The organism is Sorangium sp. So ce296, assembly GCF_051529605.1.
Lineage (GTDB): Bacteria > Myxococcota_A > Polyangia > Polyangiales > Polyangiaceae > Sorangium > Sorangium cellulosum_D.
Map to the genome: position 1 here is coordinate 9,164,120 of NZ_CP150325.1, position 21,661 is coordinate 9,185,780.

Below are 21,661 nucleotides of genomic sequence, written 5' to 3' on the forward strand. Positions count from 1 at the left end.
AAATCTGACCACGGCTCGGCCGCGGCTCGCCGCGCCGCACGCCCCGCGGCGCGCCCGGTTACTCAAGGGGGCCGTCCTTCCAGCCGGCCGCGCCCTCGTCCGTGCGCTTGCGGATCTGGAACTCCACCCGGCGGTTCCTGGCCCGGCCGTCGGGGGTGCGGTTGTCGGCGAGGGGCCGGCGCGCGCCGAAGCCGCGCGCCTCGAGGCGGCGGGCGTCGATGCCGTGCGCGGTCAGCCACGCGACCACGGCGAGCGCGCGGCGCTGCGAGAGCCGCAGGTTCCCCTGGTCGGTGCCCTGGTTGTCCGTGTGGCCGTCGACCGCGACCCGGGCGATCTCGGGGTGCTCCTCGAGGACCGCCGCGACCTCGGCGAGCAGCTCGAAGCTCTCCGGCTCGATCTCGGCCCTGCCGGTCGGGAACTGGACCTGCTGCAGGATGACGATCTGCGAGCCCTCGATGCGCACCGCGAACGGGCAGCCGTGCGTCGCGCGGTCCTCGCTCGGCTTTCCGCGCTCGTAGGGGCAGGCGTCCACCGCGTTGGGGATGCCGTCGCCGTCGGTGTCCGCAGGGCAGCCGTGCCTCGACGTCGGCCGGGCCCCCGCGCCCCCGGGCGCGCCGTCGGCCGCGGCGCTGCTCACCCCCGGCTCGTCCGGGCAGCGATCGTCGACGTCGTAGATCCCGTCGTCGTCCCGATCCGCCGGGCAACCGCGCCGGAACGCCTGCCGGGCCCCGGCCGCCGCGGCCGGCGGACGCGCCTCGCCGATGACCCGGGGGCACGCGTCCTCCGCGTCGGGGACCGAGTCCCCGTCGAGATCGGCGGCCGGAGCCGGCGCGCGCGCGGCGCCGCGGCCGCCGTCCGCGGCCGCAGGCGCGCCCGCGGGGGCCCGAGGCGCGGCCGAGGACGGCGCCGGCAGGGCGTCCGCGGCGACGCCGATCGCCGCGAAGAAGCGCGCCTTGGGCGTGCCGGGCAGCCGCCCGAAGCCGGGGCCGGCGCCGGCGTCCAGCGTGAGCGGGCCGAGCGACCAGCGCGCGGTGAGCAGGAGCTCCGCCCCCGCGCGGCCCGGCACCCGGAGCGCCGACGCCTCGCCGGCGGCCGCCCACACGGAGAGCTCCGACCCGAGCTGCAGCGGGCCCTTGCGGACGCCGGCGCCCGCGGCGAAGAACACCTCGCTCCCCGTCAGGCTGTCCGCCGAGGCCGGCTGGAACCGGCCCCCCGCCGCGGCCGACCAGCGGAAGCCCGGATGCTCCGCCCCCACGATCACCCGCGGCGCGTAGCGCGCGGCGCCCGCGCCGGCGAAGGCCGCGTCGCCGGTCGGCAGCCAGACCGAGAGCCCGAGCGCCGCCGCCGGCCAGAGCCCCTCCTGCGGCAGGAGCGCCACCCGGCCGCCCACCTGGAGATCGGCGAGCGCGGCGCCGCCGCCGGGCGCCGTGACGCGGACGTCCCCCAGCGCGCCGGACGCGCCGCCCTGATCCAGCACGAACGGCGCGTCGAGGTCGAGCTTGACCCGCCCGAAGAGCTCCACGCTCGCGAGCGCATGGAGGATCGCCTGCCGGTCCACCCACGCGACCGCGCCGGCGGGCGCCGTCCCGCGCAGGCTGAGCGGTTGATGAGAATAGGAAAACAGCAGTCCGACCGCCGGCCGGAGCTCGCCCGATACGCCGGCAGAAGGGACAGTGGTTAGCCCGTCGCCCGCGGGCGCGGGAGCGAGCCTGTCGAGCGCGGTGGCCTCCTGCGCCGCGGCCGGCATGGAAGCCGAGGCGGCCGCGACGAGCAGCGGGGAGGCCAGGAGGGGCGCGATGGCGCGCGCCGACCAAAACGCCATCGGTCTGCTCGTATCCCATTGCCTGGTCTCTTGCAACGCCGATCTCGATCCGGTAGCGTGCGCCGGGCGTGGCATCGTCAAGTGGCCAGTCCGTCGCTATCGCGGTGCTCCTCGGCTGTGCCAGCCACGTTGGTTACGTCGGCGCGTCGAGCGCCAAAGAGCCGACGCCGGGATATCCAGAGGCGGTCATCCAATGGGGCGTGCAGCGCGGAGAGACGTGCGACCACATCGCAGAGGTCCTCTACGGCTCGTCCAGGCATGTTGGGTTGATCCAGCGATATAACCGCGTCGCGTGCGGCCCGGGCACGGCGCTCGCGGAGGGCCTCACGCTGGTGCTCCCCGCCGAGGTGACGTCCATCCCCGACGCGAAGATCCGGTCGATGCACCCGGACGTGCGCGCGCGGGCGGCGGGCGGCGCGTGGGCGCCCGCGGCGCCGGGGATGCCCCTCGTCGCGAACTCGAGCGTCAACACGCTCGATGAGGGGCGGGCAGACATCGAGTTTGTGGATCGGACTCGGGTGCTGCTCGCGCCCAATACGCTCGTCGTCATCTACGGTACGGCGAGCCGAACGCGGGTATCGAAGACGCCGCCCGCGGCCGTGGAGCTCGCGGACGGCGAGGTGAAGGCCGCGCTCGCCGCGCTGCGCGGCCAGTCGGTCGAGGTCGCCACGGGCGGGGGCGGCCGGGTGAGCGCGTCGTCGCGGGACACCGTGGTGCAGCGGCGCGGGGAGCGGACGACGGTCGCGGTGTTCGACGGCAAGGCGGGGGTCAGCTCGGGCGGCGTCTCCGTCGTGGTCCCGAAGGACCATGGCACCCGCTTCTCGGACAGGGCGCCGCCCGCGCGCCCGCGGCCGCTGCCGCCGCCGCCCGAGTGGACGACCGCGGACGTCGCGCCGATCGCGCTCGCCCCGGCGGGGCTCGGCGTCCTGTCGGCGTCGTGGAAGCCGGCGCCCGGGGCGGCCGGCTACCGCGTCGAGGTCGCGCGCGACCCGGAGCTCAACGACCTCGTCGTCCGCGAGGAGGTGAAGCCGGACGTCGTGTCCTTCCGCGCGGAGAAGATGCCGGCCGGCGCCTATTTCCTCCGGGTAAGGGTCATCGATCGGGAAGAGTACCTGGGCGTCGGCGCGGTGCGCCGGTTCCACCTCGTCGCCGCGCGCGTCTCCGGGGGCGTCGCCCCGGCGGCGCGGGAGATCACCGCGAACCCGTACGGGATCGTCGAGCTCACGCCGTCGCCCGCGCTCGAGCTCTCGCTCGACGACGGGCCGTTCGGCCCCGTCCCCGAGCGCATCGACCTCCTCCAGCGCGCCCCGCGCGAGCTGCGGCTGCGCGAGCGGGGCAGCGCCGCGGCGGAGCGTCGGCCCGACGCGGTGACGTCGCTCCCGGTCCGGTACACGGCGGTGGGCGCGTCGATCCAGGCGGCGCGCGTGGCGACCGCGGGCGGGCAGGCGCTCGAGGCCCGGGTGGCGCTCGACGGGGTCGCGGGGGTCGACGTCGCGCGGCGGGTGGCGCCGCGGATCGTCGCCCACCTGCCGGGCGGGGCGCGCTCCGCCGCGCTGACCGGCGGCGCGCGGGGCGGCGCGCTGACCGCGCGGATCCCGCTGCCCCCGGAGGCGACGCGCCCCGGCGCGCCGCTGCGCGTCCGGCTCGACGTCGCGGACGGCCGCGGCGGCGTGCTCGGCACGAGCGACGTCGAGCTGCCGGCCGAGCCGGGGCCGGCGCGCGCTGCGGTCCCGGCGCCGCCGGCGGCGCCCGTGCTGGGCGCGTACCTCCCGCTCCTGCCGGTGACCGCGGCGGCGGACGCGCTCTGGCTCGGGCCCACGCCGCCCGCCGTGGTGGCCGTGGGCGCGGCCGCGGTGCGCGCCGGGGGCGGCTGGGTCGCGGCGGGGCAGGTGCGCGCGAGCGGCGCCGTCGGGCCGCTGGGGCTCGACGCCGCGCTGCGCTCGAACCCCGCCGGCGGCGGCGAGGGGGTGGGCAGCGCCGGCTGGCTCGGCGCGCGCTTCCGGGCCGTGCGCCTCGACCGCTCGGCGCTCGAGCTCGGCCCCACGCTCCGCCTGGGCGTGCCCCTGGCCGACGGGGGCCCGCCGGTCCGCATCGAGCCCGGGGTCGCGCTCGGCGGCGCGGCGGGCCGGCTCACGTGGGTGGTCGACGCGGGCCTCCGCATCCGCGCGGGGGGCGGCGGGGAGGGCGCTGCGGGCGGCGAGGGCGGCGCGGCGGGCGGCGAGGAGGGCGGCGGCGCGCCGATCGCGCCGCCGTCGCAGGGCTTCCTGCTGGCGGGCGCGGCGGCCGACGCTGCGCCGTGGCTCCGGCTGCACGGCGCGCTGGATCTGCACCTCGTCCACCGGGACGATGGGGCGAACGACGTGCTCGGCGGGCTGTCGGCGGGCGCGGAGGCGGGCGGCGCGCTGTTCGGGGCGCTGTCGGTGCGGGTGAGCCCGTGGCGCGAGGCGGGCGAGGGCCCGGTCACGGCGCAGATCGCGGTGGGCTTCCGCGAGGCGCCGCCGTGAGCGGCGGCGACGGCGCGCGCCGGCCGCCGGACGGGGACACGCGCCGGCCGCCGGACGGGGACGCGCGCCGGCCGCCGGACGCGGACCCCGGCCGCACCGTGCTGAAGGGCGCGCGCGCGCCGGGCACCCAGCTCGTGCCCGACCCGCACCAGCGCACCGGCCGCATGGCCGACGCGGAGACGCTCCCCTCGGACGTGCCGGAGGCCGGCCCGCCGCAGCGGGCCGGCGTCGGGCGGGTCCTCGGCGGCAAGTACAACCTCGTGCGGCTGCTCGGCGCCGGCGGGATGGGGGAGGTCTACGAGGCGGAGCACGTCCTGCTCGGCGTCCCGGTCGCGGTCAAGACGATGCACCCGCACATCGCGCTGCTCCCGGAGAGCCGGCGGCGGTTCTTCCGCGAGGCGCGCGCCGCCTCGCGCCTCGTGCACCGGAACGTGGTCAAGGTGCTCGACCTCGGGGGCGACGAGGACGACGAGGACGGGCAGATCTACCTCGTGATGGAGCTGCTCAAGGGGCAGTCGCTCGCCGCGCGGCTCCGGGCGTCGCGCGCGCTCCTGGACCTCGCGGAGGTGGCGGAGATCTTCGGGGACATCCTCGACGGCGTGGGCGCCGCGCACGCGTGCGGCATCGTGCACCGCGATCTCAAGCCGGAGAACGTGCTCTTGGCCGAGCTGGACGGGCAGCGCGTCGCCAAGGTCGTCGACTTCGGCCTGGCGCACCTCGACGACCCGCTCGACGCCGGCCCGACGCTCACCTCGAACGACATGGTCGCGGGCACGCCGGAGTACATGAGCCCCGAGCAGTGCCGCTCGCTCGCCGTGGGCCCGAGCACCGATCTCTACGCGTGCGGCTGTATTCTCACCGTGCTCTTGCAGGGGTCACCGCCGTTCACCGGTCTGCCGGCGATCGAGCTCATGGCGATGCACATGTTCTCGATCCCGCCGCCGCTGGCTCGACCGCCCGGGGCGCCGCCGGTCCCGCCGCTCCTGGAGCGGCTCCGGCTGGACCTGCTGGCGAAGCTGCCGGAGCGGCGGCCGGAGAGCGCCGCGGCGGCGCGGGCGCGGCTCGACGAGGCGATGTCGCGGGAGGCGGAGGCGCGCCGGCTGCCCGAGCGCAAGGCGGACGTGCCGCTCGGGGAGCGGGGCGAGCGCGCGCCGCCCTGGCCGCTCGGCGAGACGGCGGCGCTGGCGCCCGTGCCGGAGCGCGCCGTCGGGCTGATCCGGCTCGCGCCGGCGGGCCAGGGGCTCAGCGAGGCGTGCGAGATCGGGCTCGACGCGCAGCGGATCCACCTCACCGAGGTGGCCGGCGCCGCCGCGCTCGTCGAGTCGGGGCTCGGGGTGGCCGTGATCGACGCGGGCGCGGACGTGGAGGCGGCGTGCGCGCTGCTGGAGGCGCTCGGCCGCGCGGCGCCCGGCGTGCGGGCCGTCGTGTGCGCGGCGGGGCTCTCCTCGGACCGGATGAACGCGCTCGTCGCTGCGGGCGCCGCGGACGTGGTCCGCTACCCGGTCGCGCCGGACGTGCTGTCGCGCAAGATCGCGCGGGTGGTGCGCCGCGGGCGCTAGTGCGCCGATCATGCCGAAATTCGGCAAAGCATCGATTCATGGAGAAGAGGACCGCGAGGGCGCAAGGGGCGCGGGGAGGAGAAGAATAAAATTCCATCTCTGTCCCCTTGCGCCTCTTGCGCCTCTCGCGCCCTTGCGGTCTCTCCTCGTGCAGCATGGTCCCGCAAATGCCTATGCCGAGTAGTGACCGGGGCCCACGCTGAGCGCGGAAGCAGGGGAGAGCTGGATGCGTGCCGGGCTCAGCAAGCGGGCGCGCTGGCTGGGTGAATTTGTGAATGCTCACAGCAGCGCGTGCCTCGATCGCCGAGCGGCGGGCTGGTCGATCGACGTTGACATCCCGCATGTGAACGCTCACACTGCCGAGCGGTCATCATGCTTTTGCTTTGCTCCGGAAGGGCCGTCATGCGCATCCAGGAGACGGTCATGAAGTAGCGATCGGTCATGTCGCTCGCGGCTGGGATCGAGGTCCTGGCCAGTGGCGATCCTGGTTGCACCAACGATCCCAGCCGTGGTGGGACCTCGGTGCAGCGGGCAGCGGCGGGAACCCCGGGATCGACCCGGCGTATCCCGTCCAGCAGCAGGCCTCTCCAGGGGGCTGCACCATCAACGTCTGGTCGTGTCGTACGGCGACGCCAGCCGTCCATCTCACCACAGCTTTTCGAGCGCGCTCGCATGCCGAGCGCGGCCGGCGCGGCCCGCTGGTCGCAGGCGATTTCCGACGAGATTCGCACCAGATTCGCACGAGATTCGCGCGCCTGACGCTCGCGCCTGTCGAGCACTCGGCCCCATGTCGGCGTCGAGTTGCCATCATGACTCCGCATCTGAGCTTATCGCACCTTTATGAGGATCAGGCCCGCTCGCGATGCACAATCGGCTTGACGGGCCTGCCAGCCCGGAACAATAGATACCCTCATCGCGTTGCCTGGCGCACGCGAGATGAACTTATCCACTCTGCGCGGCAATGGCCAGCGCGGCGGCCCGCTCGGGAGCCTTGAGCACGCGGCGAGCGACCCCGACCCACGCAAGGGCAGCGCTGAGCAGTGAGAAGATTCCAGTTTTACTTACTTAACGGGACGAGGAGAACGGGATGAGATTCGGAACCAAGCAGAGCTTGCTTGCGGCGGCAGCGGGCGTCCTCGCCGTGTCGTGCGTCGTCGGCCCCGAGGGGGCGTACGACGCCGAGATCGAGGAGAACGGCTCGCTCGAGGGCGCCATCACGGTCGATACGAACGCGGTCTACACGATCGTCGGCGTCCAGAGCGGGAAATGCGTGCAGGTGGCTGGGGGCAGCACCGCTGATGCAGCGGCCATGCAGATCGCCAGCTGCAACGGCTCGACGCGGCAACAGTTCCGCATGGAATCGGCGGGCGGCGGCTACTATCGCATCCGCAACGTCAACAGCAACCGGTGCATGGACGTCACGGGCGCCTCCACCGGCGACGGCGCCGCCGTCCAGCAATACTCCTGCTGGACGGGGCAAAACCAGCAGTGGTCGTTCACGGACGTCGCCAGCGGCGTCGTGCGCATCACCGCGCGCCACAGCGGCAAGTCCCTGGACGTCTACGGCCGCGGCACCGCGGACGGCACCGCCGTGATCCAATGGGCGTCGAACGGCGGCACCAATCAGCAATTCCGGCTCACGCCCGTGGGCTCGGGGACCGGCAGCACCAGCAGCACCAGCGGCAGCGGCGGCAGCGGCGGCAGCGGCGGCAGCGGCGGCAGCGGCGGCAGCGGCGGCAGCGGCGGCAGCGGCGGCACCGGCGCAGGGGGCGGCACCGGCGGCGGGGGTGGCACCGGCGGCACGTGCACCGCGTCGCGACCGGCTGGTCGAAACGTGTCGGGGAGCGGCCCTCATCAGGTGATCGTCGAGACGAATGCAGACCCGGGCATCAACCAGGGCACCATCTTCCGTCCGGCGGATCTCAGCGGAGCCACCAAGTATCCGATCTTCGTCTGGGGGCAGGGCGGATGCTCGCGAGACGGGCTCGCGAATCAAGCGGCCATGGCCGAAATTGCCTCGCATGGCTACTTCGTGGTGGCGGACGGGACACCGGGAAACACGCAGCCCAACCGCGACCTCGGGAGCGGAGGCGAGGTGCTGCGCGGCTACGTCGACTGGGTGATCGCCCAGAATGAGAAGCCTTGCAGCGCCTACTACCAGAAGATCGAGACCACGAAGGTCGCCGCGAACGGCTTCTCCTGCGGCGGCTTGATGGCGGCGGGGACCGCTGCAGATCCCAGGATGACGACCTGGGGACACACGAGCAGCGGCTCCTTCTCGGCGAATCAGTCGTTCTACAACTCGATCCACACGCCCGTGTTGATCGTCACCGGCACGGCGGATAGCCTGGGCGCGAACCAGAACGGCGCGAGGGACTTCCAGAACATCGCCGCCCTGGGTGATATCCCGGTCATGATGTTCGCCAAGGTCGGCGCGGATCACGGGGGCGACCTGTGGGCCCGGAACGGCGGCGAGTTCACTCAGGTCAACCTGGCGTGGCTCAACTGGTGGCTCAAGGGCGACGAATCGGCCACCGGCAAGGGCATGCTCGTCGGCCCGAGCTGCCGCTTCTGCACCGACAGGACCTGGCAGATCTCTTCTGCCAATCTGCCCTAGAGTGGCTCGCTCTCGAACCGCCTTGCTCCGAGGAGCAAGGCGGTTCGACCGACCCTGGCGCGCGCAGAGCGAACCGATCCACCCTGCGCGCGTCTCTACGTTCATCCGCAGCGGCAGTGGCCGACGCGGCGGCCCGCTCGGGAGCCTTGAGCACGCGGCGAGCGACCCCGACCCACGCGAGGGCAGCGTCGAGCAGTGAGAAGATGGCAGTTTCACATCCTTGACAGGACGAGGAGGACAAGATGAGGTTCGGAACCAAGCAGGGCTTGATTGCGGCGGCGACGGGCGTCCTCGCCGTGTCGTGCGTCGTCGGCCCCGACGGGGCGTACGACGCCGAGATCGAGGAGCAAGGCTCGCTCGAGGGCGCCATCACGGTCGATACGAACGCGGTCTACACGATCGTCGGCGTCCAGAGCGGGAAATGCGTGCAGGTGGCTGGAGGCAGCACCGCTGATGGAGCGGCCATCCAGATCGCCAGCTGCAACGGCTCGACGCGGCAACAGTTCCGCATGGAGTCGGCGGGCGGCGGCTACTATCGCATCCGCAACGTCAACAGCAACCGGTGCATGGACGTCACGGGCGCCTCCACCGGCGACGGCGCCGCCGTCCAGCAATACTCCTGCTGGACGGGGCAAAACCAGCAGTGGTCGTTCACGGACGTCGCCAGCGGCGTCGTGCGCATCACCGCGCGCCACAGCGGCAAGTCCCTGGACGTCTACGGCCGCGGCACCGCGGACGGCACCGCCGTGATCCAATGGGCGTCGAACGGCGGCACCAATCAGCAATTCCGGCTCACGCCCGTGGGCTCGGGGACCGGCAGCACCAGCAGCACCAGCAGCACCAGCGGCAGCGGCGGCAGCGGCGGCAGCGGCGGCTCCGGCGGCAGCGGCGGCTCCGGCGGCGGCGGCGGCTCCGGTGGTGGCGGCAGCACCGGCGGCACGCGCAGCGCCGGCTGCGGCATTCCCACCTCCCTCGCCAGCGGTAACCGCACCATCAACGTCAACGGGACCACGCGCCAGTACGTGCTCGACATTCCGGCGAACTACGACCCGAACAAGGCGTATCGGCTGGTGTTCGGCTGGCACTGGCGCGGCGGATCGGCCAATGACGTCGTGAACAACGGGTACTATGGGCTCAAGGCGCTGGCGAACGGCAGCGCCATCTTCGTCTCTCCGAACGGCATCGACAACGGCTGGGCCAACACGAACGGGCGCGACATCGCCTTTGCCCGCGCCATGGTCGACCACCTCGAAGCCAACCTGTGCGTCGACAAGAGCCGCGTCTTCTCGACCGGGTGGAGCTTCGGGGGGATGATGTCGAACGCGCTCGGCTGTGACATGCCCGACGTCTTCCGAGCCATCGCGCCGATGTCCGGCGCCCTCTACAGCGGCTGCAACCAGTCCAACACCCAGCCCGTCGCCGTCTGGATGTCGCACGGCGTGTCCGACAGCGTCGTCCCCATCTCGGCCGGAAGGGCGGCGCTCGACGTCTTCGTGCGCAAGAACGGCTGCAGCACCGAGACGACCCCCGTGGGCCCCAGCTCGTGCGTGGCCTATCAAGGGTGCCGGGAGGGCTACCCGGTGCACCGCTGCGAGTTCGCCGGTGACCACCAGCAGCCGAGCTTCGCGAGCTCGGCCATCTGGAACTTCTTCTCGCAATTCTGACCTCGCGCCCCGCCGACTGGCAAGGTGGTCATCCGAGGTTGACCCGCGAACGGGAGCCAATGTGGGTCGGGGTACCCTCTACAGCGGTTCGTGACCGCCACTGGTACACCGAACGCTCGCAGAGCGGCGGTCACCCGCACAGGAGACGGGCCCAGATCGGCGTTTTCGGCGCGCAGGCGCACTCCAGTGCGCTGAGCACCGAAAACGCCGAGATGGGCCCGTATCCGAAGCGGGTGCCCGCCGCTCTAGGCGCTGCGCGCGTACTGGCCGGGCGTGGTGCCGACGATGCGCCGGAAGTGCCGGTTGAGCTGGCTCTGGTCGTACAGGCCGACCTTCGGGGCGATGTCGCGCGGCTTCACGCCGGCGGCGAGCATCTCCTTCGCGCGCATGATCCGCAGCCGCGTCAGGTACGCGTACGGAGACATGCCGACCTGCGCGCGAAACGCGCGGCTCAGGTGGTACTTGTCGAGGCCGGCGTGCGCGGCGAGGTCGTCGAGCGTCACCGGCTCGGCGAGCCGCTCTCGCAGGAGCTCGATCGCGCGGCGCACCGGTCGCGTGTGCTCACGCTGCGCGTCACCGAGCGCCGCGAGCGCGGCGATCGCCTCGGCGACCGCGGCCTCGATCTCGAGACGATCGGCGCCGGCGCGCACCGCGTGATGCAGGCGGTGGAACGCCGCGCCCCGCTCGTCATCGGCGGCGAGCTGGGTATGGACGCAGACCTTGCCGATCGCGCCCTCGACCATCTGGGCCGAGAGCGCGACGCACTGGCCCGTGCCCGGGCCGTCGCGCGAGACGTCGCGGTGCACGTCGCCGGGCTGCAGGATCTGCAGCGAGCCCGGGCCGCAGCTCCACACCTTCCCGCGGCTCCACCACTCCGAGCGCCCGGCCTCGATGCGACCGATCGCGTACGTTTCCTTCATGCCGGCGTAGAGCTCGTCGGTCGACCAGCGCGTGGCGCGCACGCCGGGCACGGGGACAGGAAGGAGGTCGGCACGGGTCGTCACGCCCCCATTCTACGACCGCCGCGCCCCCTCGGCTTGGGCATTCTTGGCCGCCGGCTTGGGCGCTCTTGGCCGCCGGCTTGGGCGCTCTTGGCCGCCGGCTTGGGCGTTCTTGGCGCCCTCTCGACCGGCCAAGAATCGCCAAGGCAGCGCCCGCGGCGGTCGCTATCCAGGGGACATGAACGACAAACCCGTCGCCCTCGTCACGGGGGCCAACAAAGGTATCGGCCACGCGATCGCGAAGGAGCTCGCGGCGCGCGGCTACACGGTGCTCGTCGGCGCGCGCGACCTCGCGCGCGGCGAGGCCGCGGCGAAGCAGATCGCGGGCGACGCGCGCGCGATCGCGATCGACGTCACGAACGCCGGCTCGATCGCGGCCGCCGCAGCGCGGATCCGCCGCGAGCTCGGCCGGCTCGACGTCCTCGTCAACAACGCTGGCATCGCCAAGGGCAGCGCGCAGAGCGGGGTCACGGTCGAGGAGATCTCCCGGAGCGGGAGGCCGAGCGTGGCCTCGCTCGCCGACGTGCGCGAGGTGTTCGAGACCAACGTGTTCGGCGTGATCGCCGTGACCCAGGCGATGCTGCCGCTCCTCCGAGAGGCGCCTGCCGGGCGGATCGTCAACGTGTCGAGCAGCCTCGGCTCGATGACCGTGATGAGCGATCCCGCCACGCCGTACCGCGGCGTCGGCGGCGTCGCGTACAGCCCGTCGAAGAGCGCGCTCAACGCGGTGACGATCGCGTTCGCGCACGAGCTCGCCGGCACCCCGATCAAGGTCAACGCGGTGTGCCCCGGCTACGTCGCGACCGATCTCAACAACCACAGCGGGACACGCACCGTCGCCGAAGGCGCGCGCCAGCCGGTGCGGCTCGCGCTGCTCGGCCCCGATGGACCGACTGGCACCTTCTCGGACGACGCAGGGCCGCTCCCCTGGTGAGGAGACGAGCGCGCGCCAGCGACGCTCCGGTCCACGTCACGCCAGACTTGGCCGGAGCGTCGCTCCGGGACGAGCCGTCACGTCCGTCGGACTACGCACCTGGATCTACCGCGGCCCAGAGGACGTCGCTCCGCGCGCGTCAGTCCTCCTGTAGCGACGCCAACCGTCCCCGGAGGTAATCCTTCACCGCCTCGTCGGTGGTGAGGCCGATGGCGATGAGGGACCTTCGCGAGCGGGCAGCTCCGCAAGACCTCGCCCGCCGGTGTGCAGCCCGAGCCCAGCGGCCTGCTCACCCGCGTCTTCGGCCCTCCCGCGCCGCACAGGTTGCTCCGGTCGGCCCCGCGGCGCCTCCTGGCCCCGCGCTTGTATCCGCCTCTCGCACAGTCCAGCGTCGGGTCGGTTCGACCCGAGAGAGACGGGGGGAGTTCATGGATCGATCGGCGAGCGCGCCCCTCTCGGGCCGCCTCTCGCTGCGCCCGCTCGCCGAGCGGCCGCGGTGCAGCATCGTCATTCCCTGTTACAACGAGGAGCGCTACATCGAGGACGTCCTCCGCTGCGCCCTGAAGCAGCGTTATCCTCCCGAGCTCCTCGAGATCTTCGTGGTCGACGGCGGCTCGAGCGACAGGACACGGGAGATCGTCGGCCGGGTCGCGGCGGAGGAGCCGCGGGTGACGCTCCTCCACAACCCCGCCCGGATCCAGGCCGCGGCGATGAACATCGGCATTGGCCGAGCGCGAGGCGACGTGATCGTCCGGATGGACGCGCACGCCGAGTACGCCGAAGACTACGTGGCCGCGTCGGTCGCCGCGCTCCGGAGGACCGGCGCCCTCAACGCGGGCGGCGCCGCGCGGGCGCGCCACCGGAACCGCTTTCAGCGGGCGCTCTGCGCGGCGCTCTCGAGCCCGCTCGGCGTCGGCGGCTCGGCCTACCGCGACCCCTCGCGCGAGGGCTTCGTCGAGTCGGTCTTCAACGGCGCCTTCCGGCGCGAGGCGTTCGAGATCGCCGGCCTTTACGACCCGGACGCGGTCACCAACGAGGACGCCGAGCTCAACCAGCGCATCATCGAGGCCGGCGGCGCCGTCTACCTGTCCCGGGAGATCGTCGCGTACTACTACCCGCGATCGTCCCTGCCGCCGCTCGCGCGGCAGTACTTCGCCTATGGCAAGGGGCGCGCCCGCACCCTGCTCCGCCGCCGGAGGCTCCTGTCGCTCCGGCCGATGCTGCCGTTCTTCCTGGTGACCGCCGCCGCGCTGCTCGCCCTCGCTTCCGCCCTCCTGCCGTCCGTCCGACCCGCGCTCGCGCTCGCGTCGCTCGCGTACGCCGCGCTCGTGATCGCGGAGTCGCTCCGGCTCTCGCGGCGCGCCTCGCCCAGCGATTTCCCCTTGCTCTGCGCCATCTTCCCCGCAATGCACGCGGCGCACGGGCTCGGGTTCTGGGCCGGCCTGCTCCGCGGCGCCCGCGAACGCGCTGGACGGCGCGCGGAGGGCCGCCTGCCGACGTCGTGACGCGCGAGGGCGCGCGGGGGCGCGCGGGGGCGCGCGGGGGCAGCCGCGCGCCGAGCGCGGCTGTCCCGGACTCCGCGGCTCGGGCCGCCGGGGGGCGCGTTGATCGGCCGGGCTCGCTTTGGTATGGTCGCGCGGTGAGCGCGCGCGGGACGTCGTTGACCTCGTTCTCCTCGGTCGCAGCCGAGCTCATCGAGCTGTCCCGCTGGTGCTACGAGCGCGGCTGGACGCCGGCCACGAGCGGCAACTTCTCCGCCCGGCTCGGCGAAGGCACCGTCGCGATCACCGCGTCCGGGCGGCCGAAGGGCGCGCTCGGCCCGTCGGACATCGTGGTCGTCAACGCCGAGGGCCGCCTGGTCGGGCCGTCCGCCAGCCGCCCGTCGGCCGAGACGGCGCTGCACTGCCAGCTCTACCGGCGCTCCGCCGCCATCGGCGCCGTCGCGCACACCCACTCGCGGGCCGCGACGGTGCTCTCGCGCCGGTGCGCGCAGGAGGGATACGTGACCCTCGCGGGCTACGAGGTGGCGAAGGCGCTCTCCGGCGTGACGACGCACGACCGCGCGGTGCTCCTCCCCGTCTTCGTCAACACGCAGGACATCCGGAAGCTGGCCGAGGACGTCGAGGCGTTCATGTCGGCGCACCCGCCGGTGCACGGCTACCTCATCGCCGGCCACGGGCTCTACACCTGGGGCGCGGACATCGCGGACACGATCCGCCACATCGAGGCGCTCGAGTTCATGCTCGACTGCGCGCTGCTGGAAGGGAGCATCTCATGAGCCTGCTGCGGGTGTACCGGGAGAGCGATCCGACGAAGGCCGAGGAATACACGACGCTCGAGGACATCGCCCGCGTCGCCGCCGCGTCGCAGATCCGCTTCGAGCGCTGGTCGGCCGAGCGCCCGCTGCCGCCGTCGGCGTCGCCGGAGCAGGTGCTCGAGGCGTACGCCGGCCCGGTGAAGCAGCTCTCCGAGGCGTGCGGGTTCGTCACGGCGGACGTGATCTCGGTCTCCCCGAGCACGCCGAACCACGCGGAGCTCCGGCGGAAGTTCCTCGACGAGCACATTCACACCGAGGACGAGGCGCGCTTCTTCGTCGAGGGGCGCGGGCTGTTCTGCATCCATCAGGGGGAGCGCGTGCTCTCGTTCCTGGTCGAGAAGGGCGACCTCATCAGCGTTCCGGCCGGGACGCGGCACTGGTTCGACATGGGGCCTGCGCCGTCGTTCACCTGCATCCGGTGGTTCTCCGATCCGAGGGGGTGGGTCGCCGAGCACACCGGGTCGGACATCGCGTCGCGCTTCCCGAGGCTCGCGGCGTGAGCACGGCGTCGATCCCCGCGCGCGCGGTGCTGGTCGACATCGAGGGGACCACGACGGACGTGCGCTTCGTCCACGAGACGCTGTTCTCGGTGGCGCGCCGGGACCTGGCCGCGTACGTGTCGGCGCACGCCGGGAGCCCGGAGGTCGAGGCGGCCCGGAGCGCGGTCGCGCGCGAGCGGGGCGCGCCCGCTGAGGCGGTGAGCGACGGCGAGCTCGCGGCGGCGCTGCGCGCGTGGATCGACGAGGATCGCAAGGAGACGTCGCTGAAGGCGCTGCAGGGGAAGATCTGGCGCGGCGCCTACGAGTCGGGCGGGCTCCGGAGCCACGTGTACGCGGACGTGGCGCCGGCGCTGCGGCGATGGCGGGAGCTCGGGGCGACGCTCGCGGTGTTCAGCTCCGGGTCGGTCGAGGCACAGAAGCTCCTGTTCCAGCACACGACATCGGGGGACCTGACAGGGCTCTTCACGGCGTTCTTCGATACGACGACCGGGCCGAAGCGGGAGGCGGGCGCTTACCAGCGGATCGCGGAGGCGCTCGGGGTGCAGCCGGGAGAGGTGCTGTTCCTGTCCGACGTGACGGCGGAGCTCGACGCGGCGGCAGCGGCGGGGATGCGCACGGTGCAGCTGCTCCGGCCGGGGACGGCGCGGGAGCCGGGGAGCCGGCACGCGGCGGCGGAGCGGTTCGACGAGATCGCGGTGGAGCCGGGGCAACGGTGACGGAGGCCCTGCCGGCTGCGGCGGAGCCAGCGGGGGAGGGCGTGGGGCGCGGGCGGGGGGCGGCGGGGCGGTCCCACAAACTCGCGCCTTTTGGTGGCTATGGCCATGGGGACGGGTGAGGCGATCGGGGGACGAATCGCTTCGCCGCGGGCCGGCGCTCGGGGTTTGTGGGGGCCTGCCCCGCCGCCCCCCGCCCGCGCCCCACGCCCTCCCCCGCTGGCTCGCTCCGTTGGGGGGATGGGGGCGGTCGAGGGGGCGAGGAGGCGAGGAGGCGAGATGAGCGACGACCTCGCTGTGGCAAGGATTGCCGCTCACCGTGACAAGGATTGCCGCTCACCGTGACAAAGATTGCCGCTTCCGGTGGCTCTCTCCCGCCGCACTGCTTGGCTGAAAAGATATCTCCGCCGGGAGACGCTCCGGCGATCGGCGCGCGTCCAGCCAGGAACGCAGGCCCGCGGATGCCGAGGCGCGGCCCGAGGCGTGGTCGCGGCGCTGGTGGGTGCGCTCGCGGCGGAGCTGGGAACGAGGCGGGCTCGGCGCGGGCACGGGAGTTGTTAGGCGCCCTCTGGGCCCCACGTCGATGCGTCCAGACCCCGCGCAGAAGCGCCTGCGTGCGCAGTCGATTTCGCGTCGTCAGCGAATCGCGCTGACCGGGGCGTGCGCGCTCCTTACGCAGATCGGCGCGGGCGGGTCCGCGCGCGGCGAGGACGAGCCGGGGGCGAGCGCCGTGGCTGGCGAGGAGGCTTCTCCGCACTCGATCGCGATCGCGAAGGACGAGCGCTGGGGAGCGTCGCTGTCGCTGGGCGTCGACGCGCTCGCCGCGGGGACGCGAGGCGATGGCGCGCGGGGCGGGCTGCGGCCGTATATCGACGGCGAGGGGTGGATCGGGTGGACGGCCGCGGAGCCGGACGCGAGGACGCCAGGCCTGGGCCTCTTTTCGCCTTCGATGCTCGACGCGCGCCGCGGCTTGATCGTCCGCGCGGGCGCGGCTGGCCTCGCCGCGGCGCGATCGACGGGCGGCGCTCGGGCGTTCGAGTGGCGCGCGGCGGAGAGCGCGACGCTCCAGCTTACGCCGGTCGTCCTGGAGCAGCGGTTTTCGTACCAGAGGCCTGTGGAGTTTACCGATCGCTTCTGGCGATCGCAGCGCGGCGTGATGTCGGTGGGCGGCCGGTTCGCGCTCCCGGGGATGTTCACGGTGCTGCCGGCGAAGCTGAACCTGATGAGCCTCGCCGTCGAGGCCGACGTGCTGCGCTACGAGGAGGGAACCACGCGGCGCGATCTCGGGGTCGAGATGGTCATCGTCGAGTTCTTCGACCGGAGCCCCGAGCGGCCGGTCCGTGCGGCGATCATCGATTTGAACGTGGCGCAGCAGGACGCGCCGTTCAAGCGGGGGGCGGAGGGGCGTACCAATCTGGCGGCGCTCACGATCGAGCTTGATGTGCTGTCGCTCGCGGGCATTTCGCTGTCGAGACGGCTGTCGCTCGGGGCGCGGGGCGGCCTCGGTATCGCTGTGCCGACGCATCTTTATGACGCCACGCTGCCGCCGGAGGCGCCGTCGTCGGAGGAGGACGAGAAGGGGAGCGTCCCGAGCGTCATGATGCCGACGCTCTTCGGGGATCTCGTCTATCGGTCGACGGCGCTGCCTTTCGTGCCGAGCTGGAGCTCTCTCGACCGAGTTGTCGCTGGGGAGCGTGGGCCTGGCGCGGCGATCGGCGCTGGAACATTCTCGCGGCTCGATCCGACAGGGAGCGCGGGCGACGTGGGGGGCCAGATCGCAGCGGAGGGGCGGGTAGCGATCACGCGTGAGATCTACGCAGGCGGCAGCGGCACGGTCGTGCTGGCGGAGCGGGTTGTGGTGAGCGATCTGGGCGTGCCTGAAGGGGCGCCTCGGGCGGGGGATATGATTTTGATGACGCGCGTCGCGGCGCAGTTGGAATGGGAGCTCACGAGGGGGGTCACGCAGCGCGCGTCTGCGTTCATTGAGCGGAGCGACCGCGATGATCCTGTGGGCCTCGGCGGCGCGCCGTCGGCGAGCTTGCGGCCGAGGTGGGGAGCGACCGTGTCGCTCGCTGCGACGGTGTTCTGAGATCCGCTGCTGCGTCCGTGCCCGCGCTCAGGCAACGTGGCTTCGCGCCGGGGCGGCCGCGCGCCTGCGCGCGCGTGCCCCGGGCCCCGGCACGGCGTGAGGCCCCCCTCGGCCGTTGAGCTTTCCGCCGACCTCGGCGATGGCGCGGAGCGCGGGCACCAGCTCGTGGCCGAGCGGGGTGAGCTCGTACTCGACCGAGGGCGGCGAGGTGGGCATGACGCGGCGGCTGACCACGCCCTTGGCCTCGAGCTCGCGCAGGCGCGCGCTCAGCACCCGCGCCGAGATCTGCGGGATGTCGACGCGCAGCTCGCCGAACCGGCGCGGCTGCCCGCTGAGCGACCAGATGACGTTCGGCGCCCAGGCGCCGCGCAAGAGCGCCATGCACAGCGTCAGCGGGCAGAGGGGCGGCGGGGGAACGTGATTTTTTCGAACCGGCAGCGCCATGGGTAACCCCGAAGATACCCCTTTTTCAGGATTCTGGCACCTGGCGAGTATCCAGGAGTAACTTCGCGCGCTAGCTTGCTGGTCTCGACGGCGCCGGCCCGAGCGATCGGGCTGGCGCGCCGCGGCCCTCGCCGAAGCGACGGGCTTCGCCGGGGCGCGCGGGGGCCTTCGCCGGCCCCCGCGTCCGCCCGCCCCTCGCCGCCCCGAACGCCCGGGGGCGCGTCGCCGGGGCGGGGCCGTTCGGGGTTCTCACCAACACGCTATCATTCGAAGGATGCCTCCATGAAATTGTATTTCTCTCCCGGTGGCTGCTCTCTGTCTCCGCACATCGTCGCCCGCGAGCTCGGCATCGAGCTGACGCTCGACAAGGTCGACCTCGCGGCCAAGAAGACGTCGTCGGGCCGCGACTTTTGGGCCATCAACCCGAAGGGGTACATCCCCGCGCTCGAGCTCGACGGCGGCGAGGTCTTGACCGAGGGACCGGCCATCGTCCAGTACCTGGCCGACCAGAAGCCCGAAGCGAAGCTCGTGCCGCCGCCGGGCACGATGGCTCGCTACCGCGTGCTAGAGACGCTCGGGTACATCAACTCTGAGCTGCACAAGACCTACGGATCGCTCTTTTCCCCGAAGACGTCGCCCGAGCAGCGGCAAGAGCGCGAAGAGTACCTGCGCAAGCGCTACGGCGTGATCGAGGCGGCGCTCGCGAAGGGGCCCTACCTGTTCGGCGAGCAGTTCACCGTGGCCGACGCCTACCTGTTCACGGTCACGAACTGGGCGAATTTCGTCAAGATCGACCTGTCGGCCTTCCCCAATCTGCTCGCGTACCAGCGGCGGGTGGCCGCGCGCCCCGCGGTGCAGGGGGCGATGCGGGCCGAGGGGCTTCAGGTCGACGGCGGCAAGTAAGGGGGCCCTGAAACCGCCGCGAGCGCCGAGCGCGCGAGGCCACACGCCGGGGCGGGGGACTCCGCCGTCCTGGGGTCGTCAGGCGCGCGCGGGGCGCGGGCCGCACAGCGGGCGCAGCGCGTCGCGCTCGGCCGTGGACAGCACCGTGACCGGGTACTTCGGTTCGCCGCTCGCGCGATCGAAGAACGGGTGCGGCCACGCGGCGCCGCGGAGCTTCCAGCCGAGCAGCTTTCCGATCATGCACACCATGAGGCGCACGCCCGGCCTCACCGACCCGGGCGGCGGCTCGCCGACCGCGAACTTGCCGTAGAGCCGGCCGCGCGGCGCGCCGAAGACCTCATCGCACGGCCGCGCGCTCGGCGCTCGCTGGAACAGCTCGGTGACGATGCCGACGAACGGCAGCCGCGGCTCCGCCGTGTTGCCCAGAGGCGCCTTGCAGCAGCTCGCGTACCAGCGGTAGATGGCCTTCGGCGTGAGGCGCACGGCAGCGATGAGCTCTCTGCCGCGGTCGAACGAGATCGTCGAGGGAGCGACCTGCACGATGTCCGAGCCGCCGCGCTCGTCGAGCAGATCTGCGCGGCCGAGGTGGTGGAGGAAGGCCTGGCAGTCGTCGCAGTAGCAGACGACGCGGTTCACCGCGTCCGGCGAGGCACCGCGCAGCCATCCGTGGACCTTACCGCAACGACACTGGAGCTCGACGTCTCGGATCATGGCGCCCCCGTACCACGTCCTGGCGCGCGCGGCGCGCTTCCCCCGCGCGCGCCGCGCGAGGCCTCCCTCGAGCCACGCCAGCGCTACTGCCGCTGGACGTGCGTGGCCTTGATGCGACCCTGGCGCATGTAGTCGACGGTCTGCGGATCGAAATCGAAGGCGACGATGGGGAGGTCCGGCAGCTCCGCGGCGTCTGCGGCCATCGCGCACCGATACGAGACGCTGAACACGCCGATCTGGCCCACGACGGGCGGGTCCGCGGCATCGTTCGTGGCTTTCAGCGCTTCGACGTCTTCAGCTTCGTCAAGATAGTTGAGCTGTTATACCAGCACGTTGTAACCGGCATCCGCGAGCACGGCCTGGGCAGCCTGAGTTCGTTTGACACCGTCGACCCAGGTCAGCTCCTCGGTGCGGAGCACGAGTGCCCCGCGCCCATCCCTGAAGGCCGCGGTCTCTGTGCGTCGTTCACGGCGGCTCAGCCGACAGGTGAGCACGATCGCGGGAGGAGAGGCATCTCCGTGACATGTCACGGCGGCAGCGTGCCAGATCCCGTGACATGTCACGGCGGCAGCGTGCCAGATCCCGTGACATGTCACGGCGGCAGCGTGCCAGATCCCGTGACATGTCACGGCGGCAGCGTGCCAGATCCCGTGACATGTCACGGAGACAGCGCTCCGTGGGCGCGGCGCCCTCGCCGGCCGCGTGGCGCGCCAAAGCGGAGTTTTTCCGCGGACCTGCGCTCCGCGCCGGCCCCTTCCGCGGTGACCTCCACTTCCGGTGCCACCGTCGGGCGCCGGACACGGCCGGCGCTCTGTGAGCGAGAATACGCGCTTGGCCTGCAACGTGCAATGTCGACGGGCACAGCAGCATCGCCGTGCGCCGGGGGATGAGCGCGCAATTGCTCACTGCTGCGTCACAGTCGTCCCACGACGCTGTATCTGCGGCTCGCCGTCGCCTTGATGACGGCCATGACCACTGGAGGAGATCCTCTCATGAAGCTCACGAAGACTCAGCTGAACGCCTACAATCAAGACGGGTTCGTGATCATCCCAAATGTGCTGTCCGACGCCGAGCTCGGGCGCATCCGGGCCGACACCCGCGTCGCGCTCGCCGAGGAGTCGCCGCGCCGCGTCCTCGAGCGGGACGGGCAGACCGTGCGCGGCGTTCACGGCCAGCACAAGACGTTCGAGAGCTTCGCCAGGCTGGTCCGCCACCCTCGTCTCGTCGAGCCGTGCCGCCAGCTCCTGGCGGATGAGGTGTTCGTCTATCAGTTCAAGATCAACCTCAAGGCGGCGTTCGCCGGCGAGCTCTGGCCCTGGCACCAGGACTTCATCTTCTGGCGTGAAGAGGACGGCTTGCCCGAGCCCCGGCTGGTCAACGTCGCTGTCATGGTCGACGACAACACGGAGTCGAACGGCCCGCTCATGTTCCTCGCCGGCTCGCACCGCGAGGGCGTCATCGAGGTGCGCCCGTCCGCGCGCCAAGGCGGGGCCTACGAGGGCGAACCGGTGTGGATCCACAACCTGACCGCGGACCTCAAGTACGTGTTGAGCCGCGAGCAGGTGCGCTACCTCGCGGCTCGCTACCCCGTACGGACCGCGGTGGGCTCCGCCGGCTCCGTGCTTCTGTTCCACCCGAACCTCGTACATGGGTCGAGCAACAACATCACGCCGATCGACCGGTGCCTCATCCTGGTCACGTACAACAGCGTCCTCAATCGAGCTCACCCGGTCGCGACGCCGCGGCCCGAGTTCCTCGCGAGCCGTGACTACACCCCGGTCATCGCCGGCCCCGAGAGCATCCTCACGGAGTGATCACCCCCCACGAGCGGATCGGCTGACCAGGAGACATTTCCGACCGGCGCTCGGGGCGCCGCGCTTTCG

General features: G+C 72.6%; 17 protein-coding genes. 12 read left to right on the top strand and 5 right to left on the bottom strand.

All coding sequences use genetic code 11. From position 1 onward, the window contains the following. Window positions 1-58 precede the first annotated feature (58 nt). On the bottom strand, window positions 59-1,822 hold the full coding sequence (locus tag WME98_RS33990) for an OmpA family protein (RefSeq protein ID WP_437945843.1): 1,764 nt from the start codon (window positions 1,820-1,822) through the stop codon (window positions 59-61). A gap of 266 nt (window positions 1,823-2,088) precedes the next feature. Between WME98_RS33990 and WME98_RS33995 the strand changes: the two genes are divergently transcribed. The 4 genes from WME98_RS33995 (at window position 2,089) to WME98_RS34010 (ending at window position 10,166) form a co-directional block, all read left to right on the top strand. Then, a complete protein-coding gene (locus WME98_RS33995; RefSeq protein WP_437945844.1) occupies window positions 2,089-4,326 on the top strand; it encodes a FecR domain-containing protein in 2,238 nt (745 codons plus the stop codon). Further along, window positions 4,323-5,885: a protein kinase domain-containing protein gene (locus WME98_RS34000; protein ID WP_437945845.1), complete on the top strand. Its 1,563-nt coding sequence runs from the start codon at window positions 4,323-4,325 to the stop codon at window positions 5,883-5,885. The genes WME98_RS33995 and WME98_RS34000 overlap by 4 nt, the downstream gene beginning before the upstream one ends. Before the next feature lie 1,087 nt (window positions 5,886-6,972). Beyond that, a complete protein-coding gene (locus WME98_RS34005) occupies window positions 6,973-8,502 on the top strand; it encodes an RICIN domain-containing protein (RefSeq protein ID WP_437945846.1) in 1,530 nt (509 codons plus the stop codon). 242 nt (window positions 8,503-8,744) lie between these two features. Next, on the top strand, window positions 8,745-10,166 hold the full coding sequence (locus tag WME98_RS34010; RefSeq protein WP_437945847.1) for an RICIN domain-containing protein: 1,422 nt from the start codon (window positions 8,745-8,747) through the stop codon (window positions 10,164-10,166). Between the two features lie 245 nt (window positions 10,167-10,411). On the opposite strand, the gene WME98_RS34015 is transcribed toward WME98_RS34010, so the two are convergent. After that, window positions 10,412-11,170 (bottom strand): AraC family transcriptional regulator, encoded by a 759-nt coding sequence (locus WME98_RS34015; RefSeq protein ID WP_437945848.1) that lies wholly within the window; start codon window positions 11,168-11,170, stop codon window positions 10,412-10,414. A gap of 175 nt (window positions 11,171-11,345) precedes the next feature. On the opposite strand from WME98_RS34015, the gene WME98_RS34020 reads away from it, so the two are divergent. From WME98_RS34020 to WME98_RS34045, 6 genes are all read left to right on the top strand, one after another. Then, the gene (locus tag WME98_RS34020) at window positions 11,346-12,101 is read left to right on the top strand and encodes an SDR family oxidoreductase (protein WP_437945849.1); all 756 of its coding nucleotides are present in this window, start codon (window positions 11,346-11,348) and stop codon (window positions 12,099-12,101) included. A gap of 428 nt (window positions 12,102-12,529) precedes the next feature. Continuing rightward, window positions 12,530-13,606, top strand: coding sequence for a glycosyltransferase family 2 protein (locus tag WME98_RS34025; RefSeq protein ID WP_437945850.1), 1,077 nt, complete (start codon window positions 12,530-12,532; stop codon window positions 13,604-13,606). Between the two features lie 134 nt (window positions 13,607-13,740). Further along, window positions 13,741-14,379, top strand: a complete 639-nt coding sequence (locus tag WME98_RS34030) for a methylthioribulose 1-phosphate dehydratase (protein WP_061628676.1) — start codon at window positions 13,741-13,743, stop codon at window positions 14,377-14,379. Further along, window positions 14,376-14,918, top strand: a complete 543-nt coding sequence (locus WME98_RS34035) for a 1,2-dihydroxy-3-keto-5-methylthiopentene dioxygenase (RefSeq protein ID WP_020733945.1) — start codon at window positions 14,376-14,378, stop codon at window positions 14,916-14,918. The genes WME98_RS34030 and WME98_RS34035 overlap by 4 nt, the downstream gene beginning before the upstream one ends. Next, window positions 14,915-15,634 carry an acireductone synthase gene (gene mtnC, locus WME98_RS34040; protein ID WP_437945851.1) on the top strand — a complete coding sequence of 240 codons (720 nt, stop codon included), beginning with the start codon at window positions 14,915-14,917 and terminating at the stop codon, window positions 15,632-15,634. Before WME98_RS34035 ends, mtnC begins: the two co-directional genes overlap by 4 nt. Window positions 15,635-16,361: 727 nt before the next feature. Beyond that, complete coding sequence (locus WME98_RS34045) at window positions 16,362-17,720, top strand: hypothetical protein (protein WP_437945852.1); 1,359 nt, start codon at window positions 16,362-16,364, stop codon at window positions 17,718-17,720. A 27-nt stretch (window positions 17,721-17,747) separates the two neighbouring features. Here the strand turns inward: WME98_RS34045 and WME98_RS34050 are convergent, their stop codons facing one another. Continuing rightward, window positions 17,748-18,164 carry a winged helix-turn-helix transcriptional regulator gene (locus WME98_RS34050; protein ID WP_437336901.1) on the bottom strand — a complete coding sequence of 139 codons (417 nt, stop codon included), beginning with the start codon at window positions 18,162-18,164 and terminating at the stop codon, window positions 17,748-17,750. A 282-nt stretch (window positions 18,165-18,446) separates the two neighbouring features. Here WME98_RS34050 and gstA point away from each other — a divergent pair, with 282 nt between their 5' ends. Beyond that, the gene (gene gstA, locus WME98_RS34055; protein WP_437945853.1) at window positions 18,447-19,067 is read left to right on the top strand and encodes a glutathione transferase GstA; all 621 of its coding nucleotides are present in this window, start codon (window positions 18,447-18,449) and stop codon (window positions 19,065-19,067) included. Window positions 19,068-19,145: 78 nt separating this feature from the next. On the opposite strand, the gene WME98_RS34060 is transcribed toward gstA, so the two are convergent. Then, window positions 19,146-19,778 carry a DUF6151 family protein gene (locus WME98_RS34060; RefSeq protein ID WP_437945854.1) on the bottom strand — a complete coding sequence of 211 codons (633 nt, stop codon included), beginning with the start codon at window positions 19,776-19,778 and terminating at the stop codon, window positions 19,146-19,148. Between the two features lie 83 nt (window positions 19,779-19,861). Next, window positions 19,862-20,023, bottom strand: a complete 162-nt coding sequence (locus WME98_RS34065) for a hypothetical protein (RefSeq protein ID WP_437945855.1) — start codon at window positions 20,021-20,023, stop codon at window positions 19,862-19,864. Between the two features lie 747 nt (window positions 20,024-20,770). On the opposite strand from WME98_RS34065, the gene WME98_RS34070 reads away from it, so the two are divergent. Continuing rightward, on the top strand, window positions 20,771-21,592 hold the full coding sequence (locus tag WME98_RS34070) for a phytanoyl-CoA dioxygenase family protein (RefSeq protein WP_437945856.1): 822 nt from the start codon (window positions 20,771-20,773) through the stop codon (window positions 21,590-21,592). Window positions 21,593-21,661: the final 69 nt, after the last annotated feature.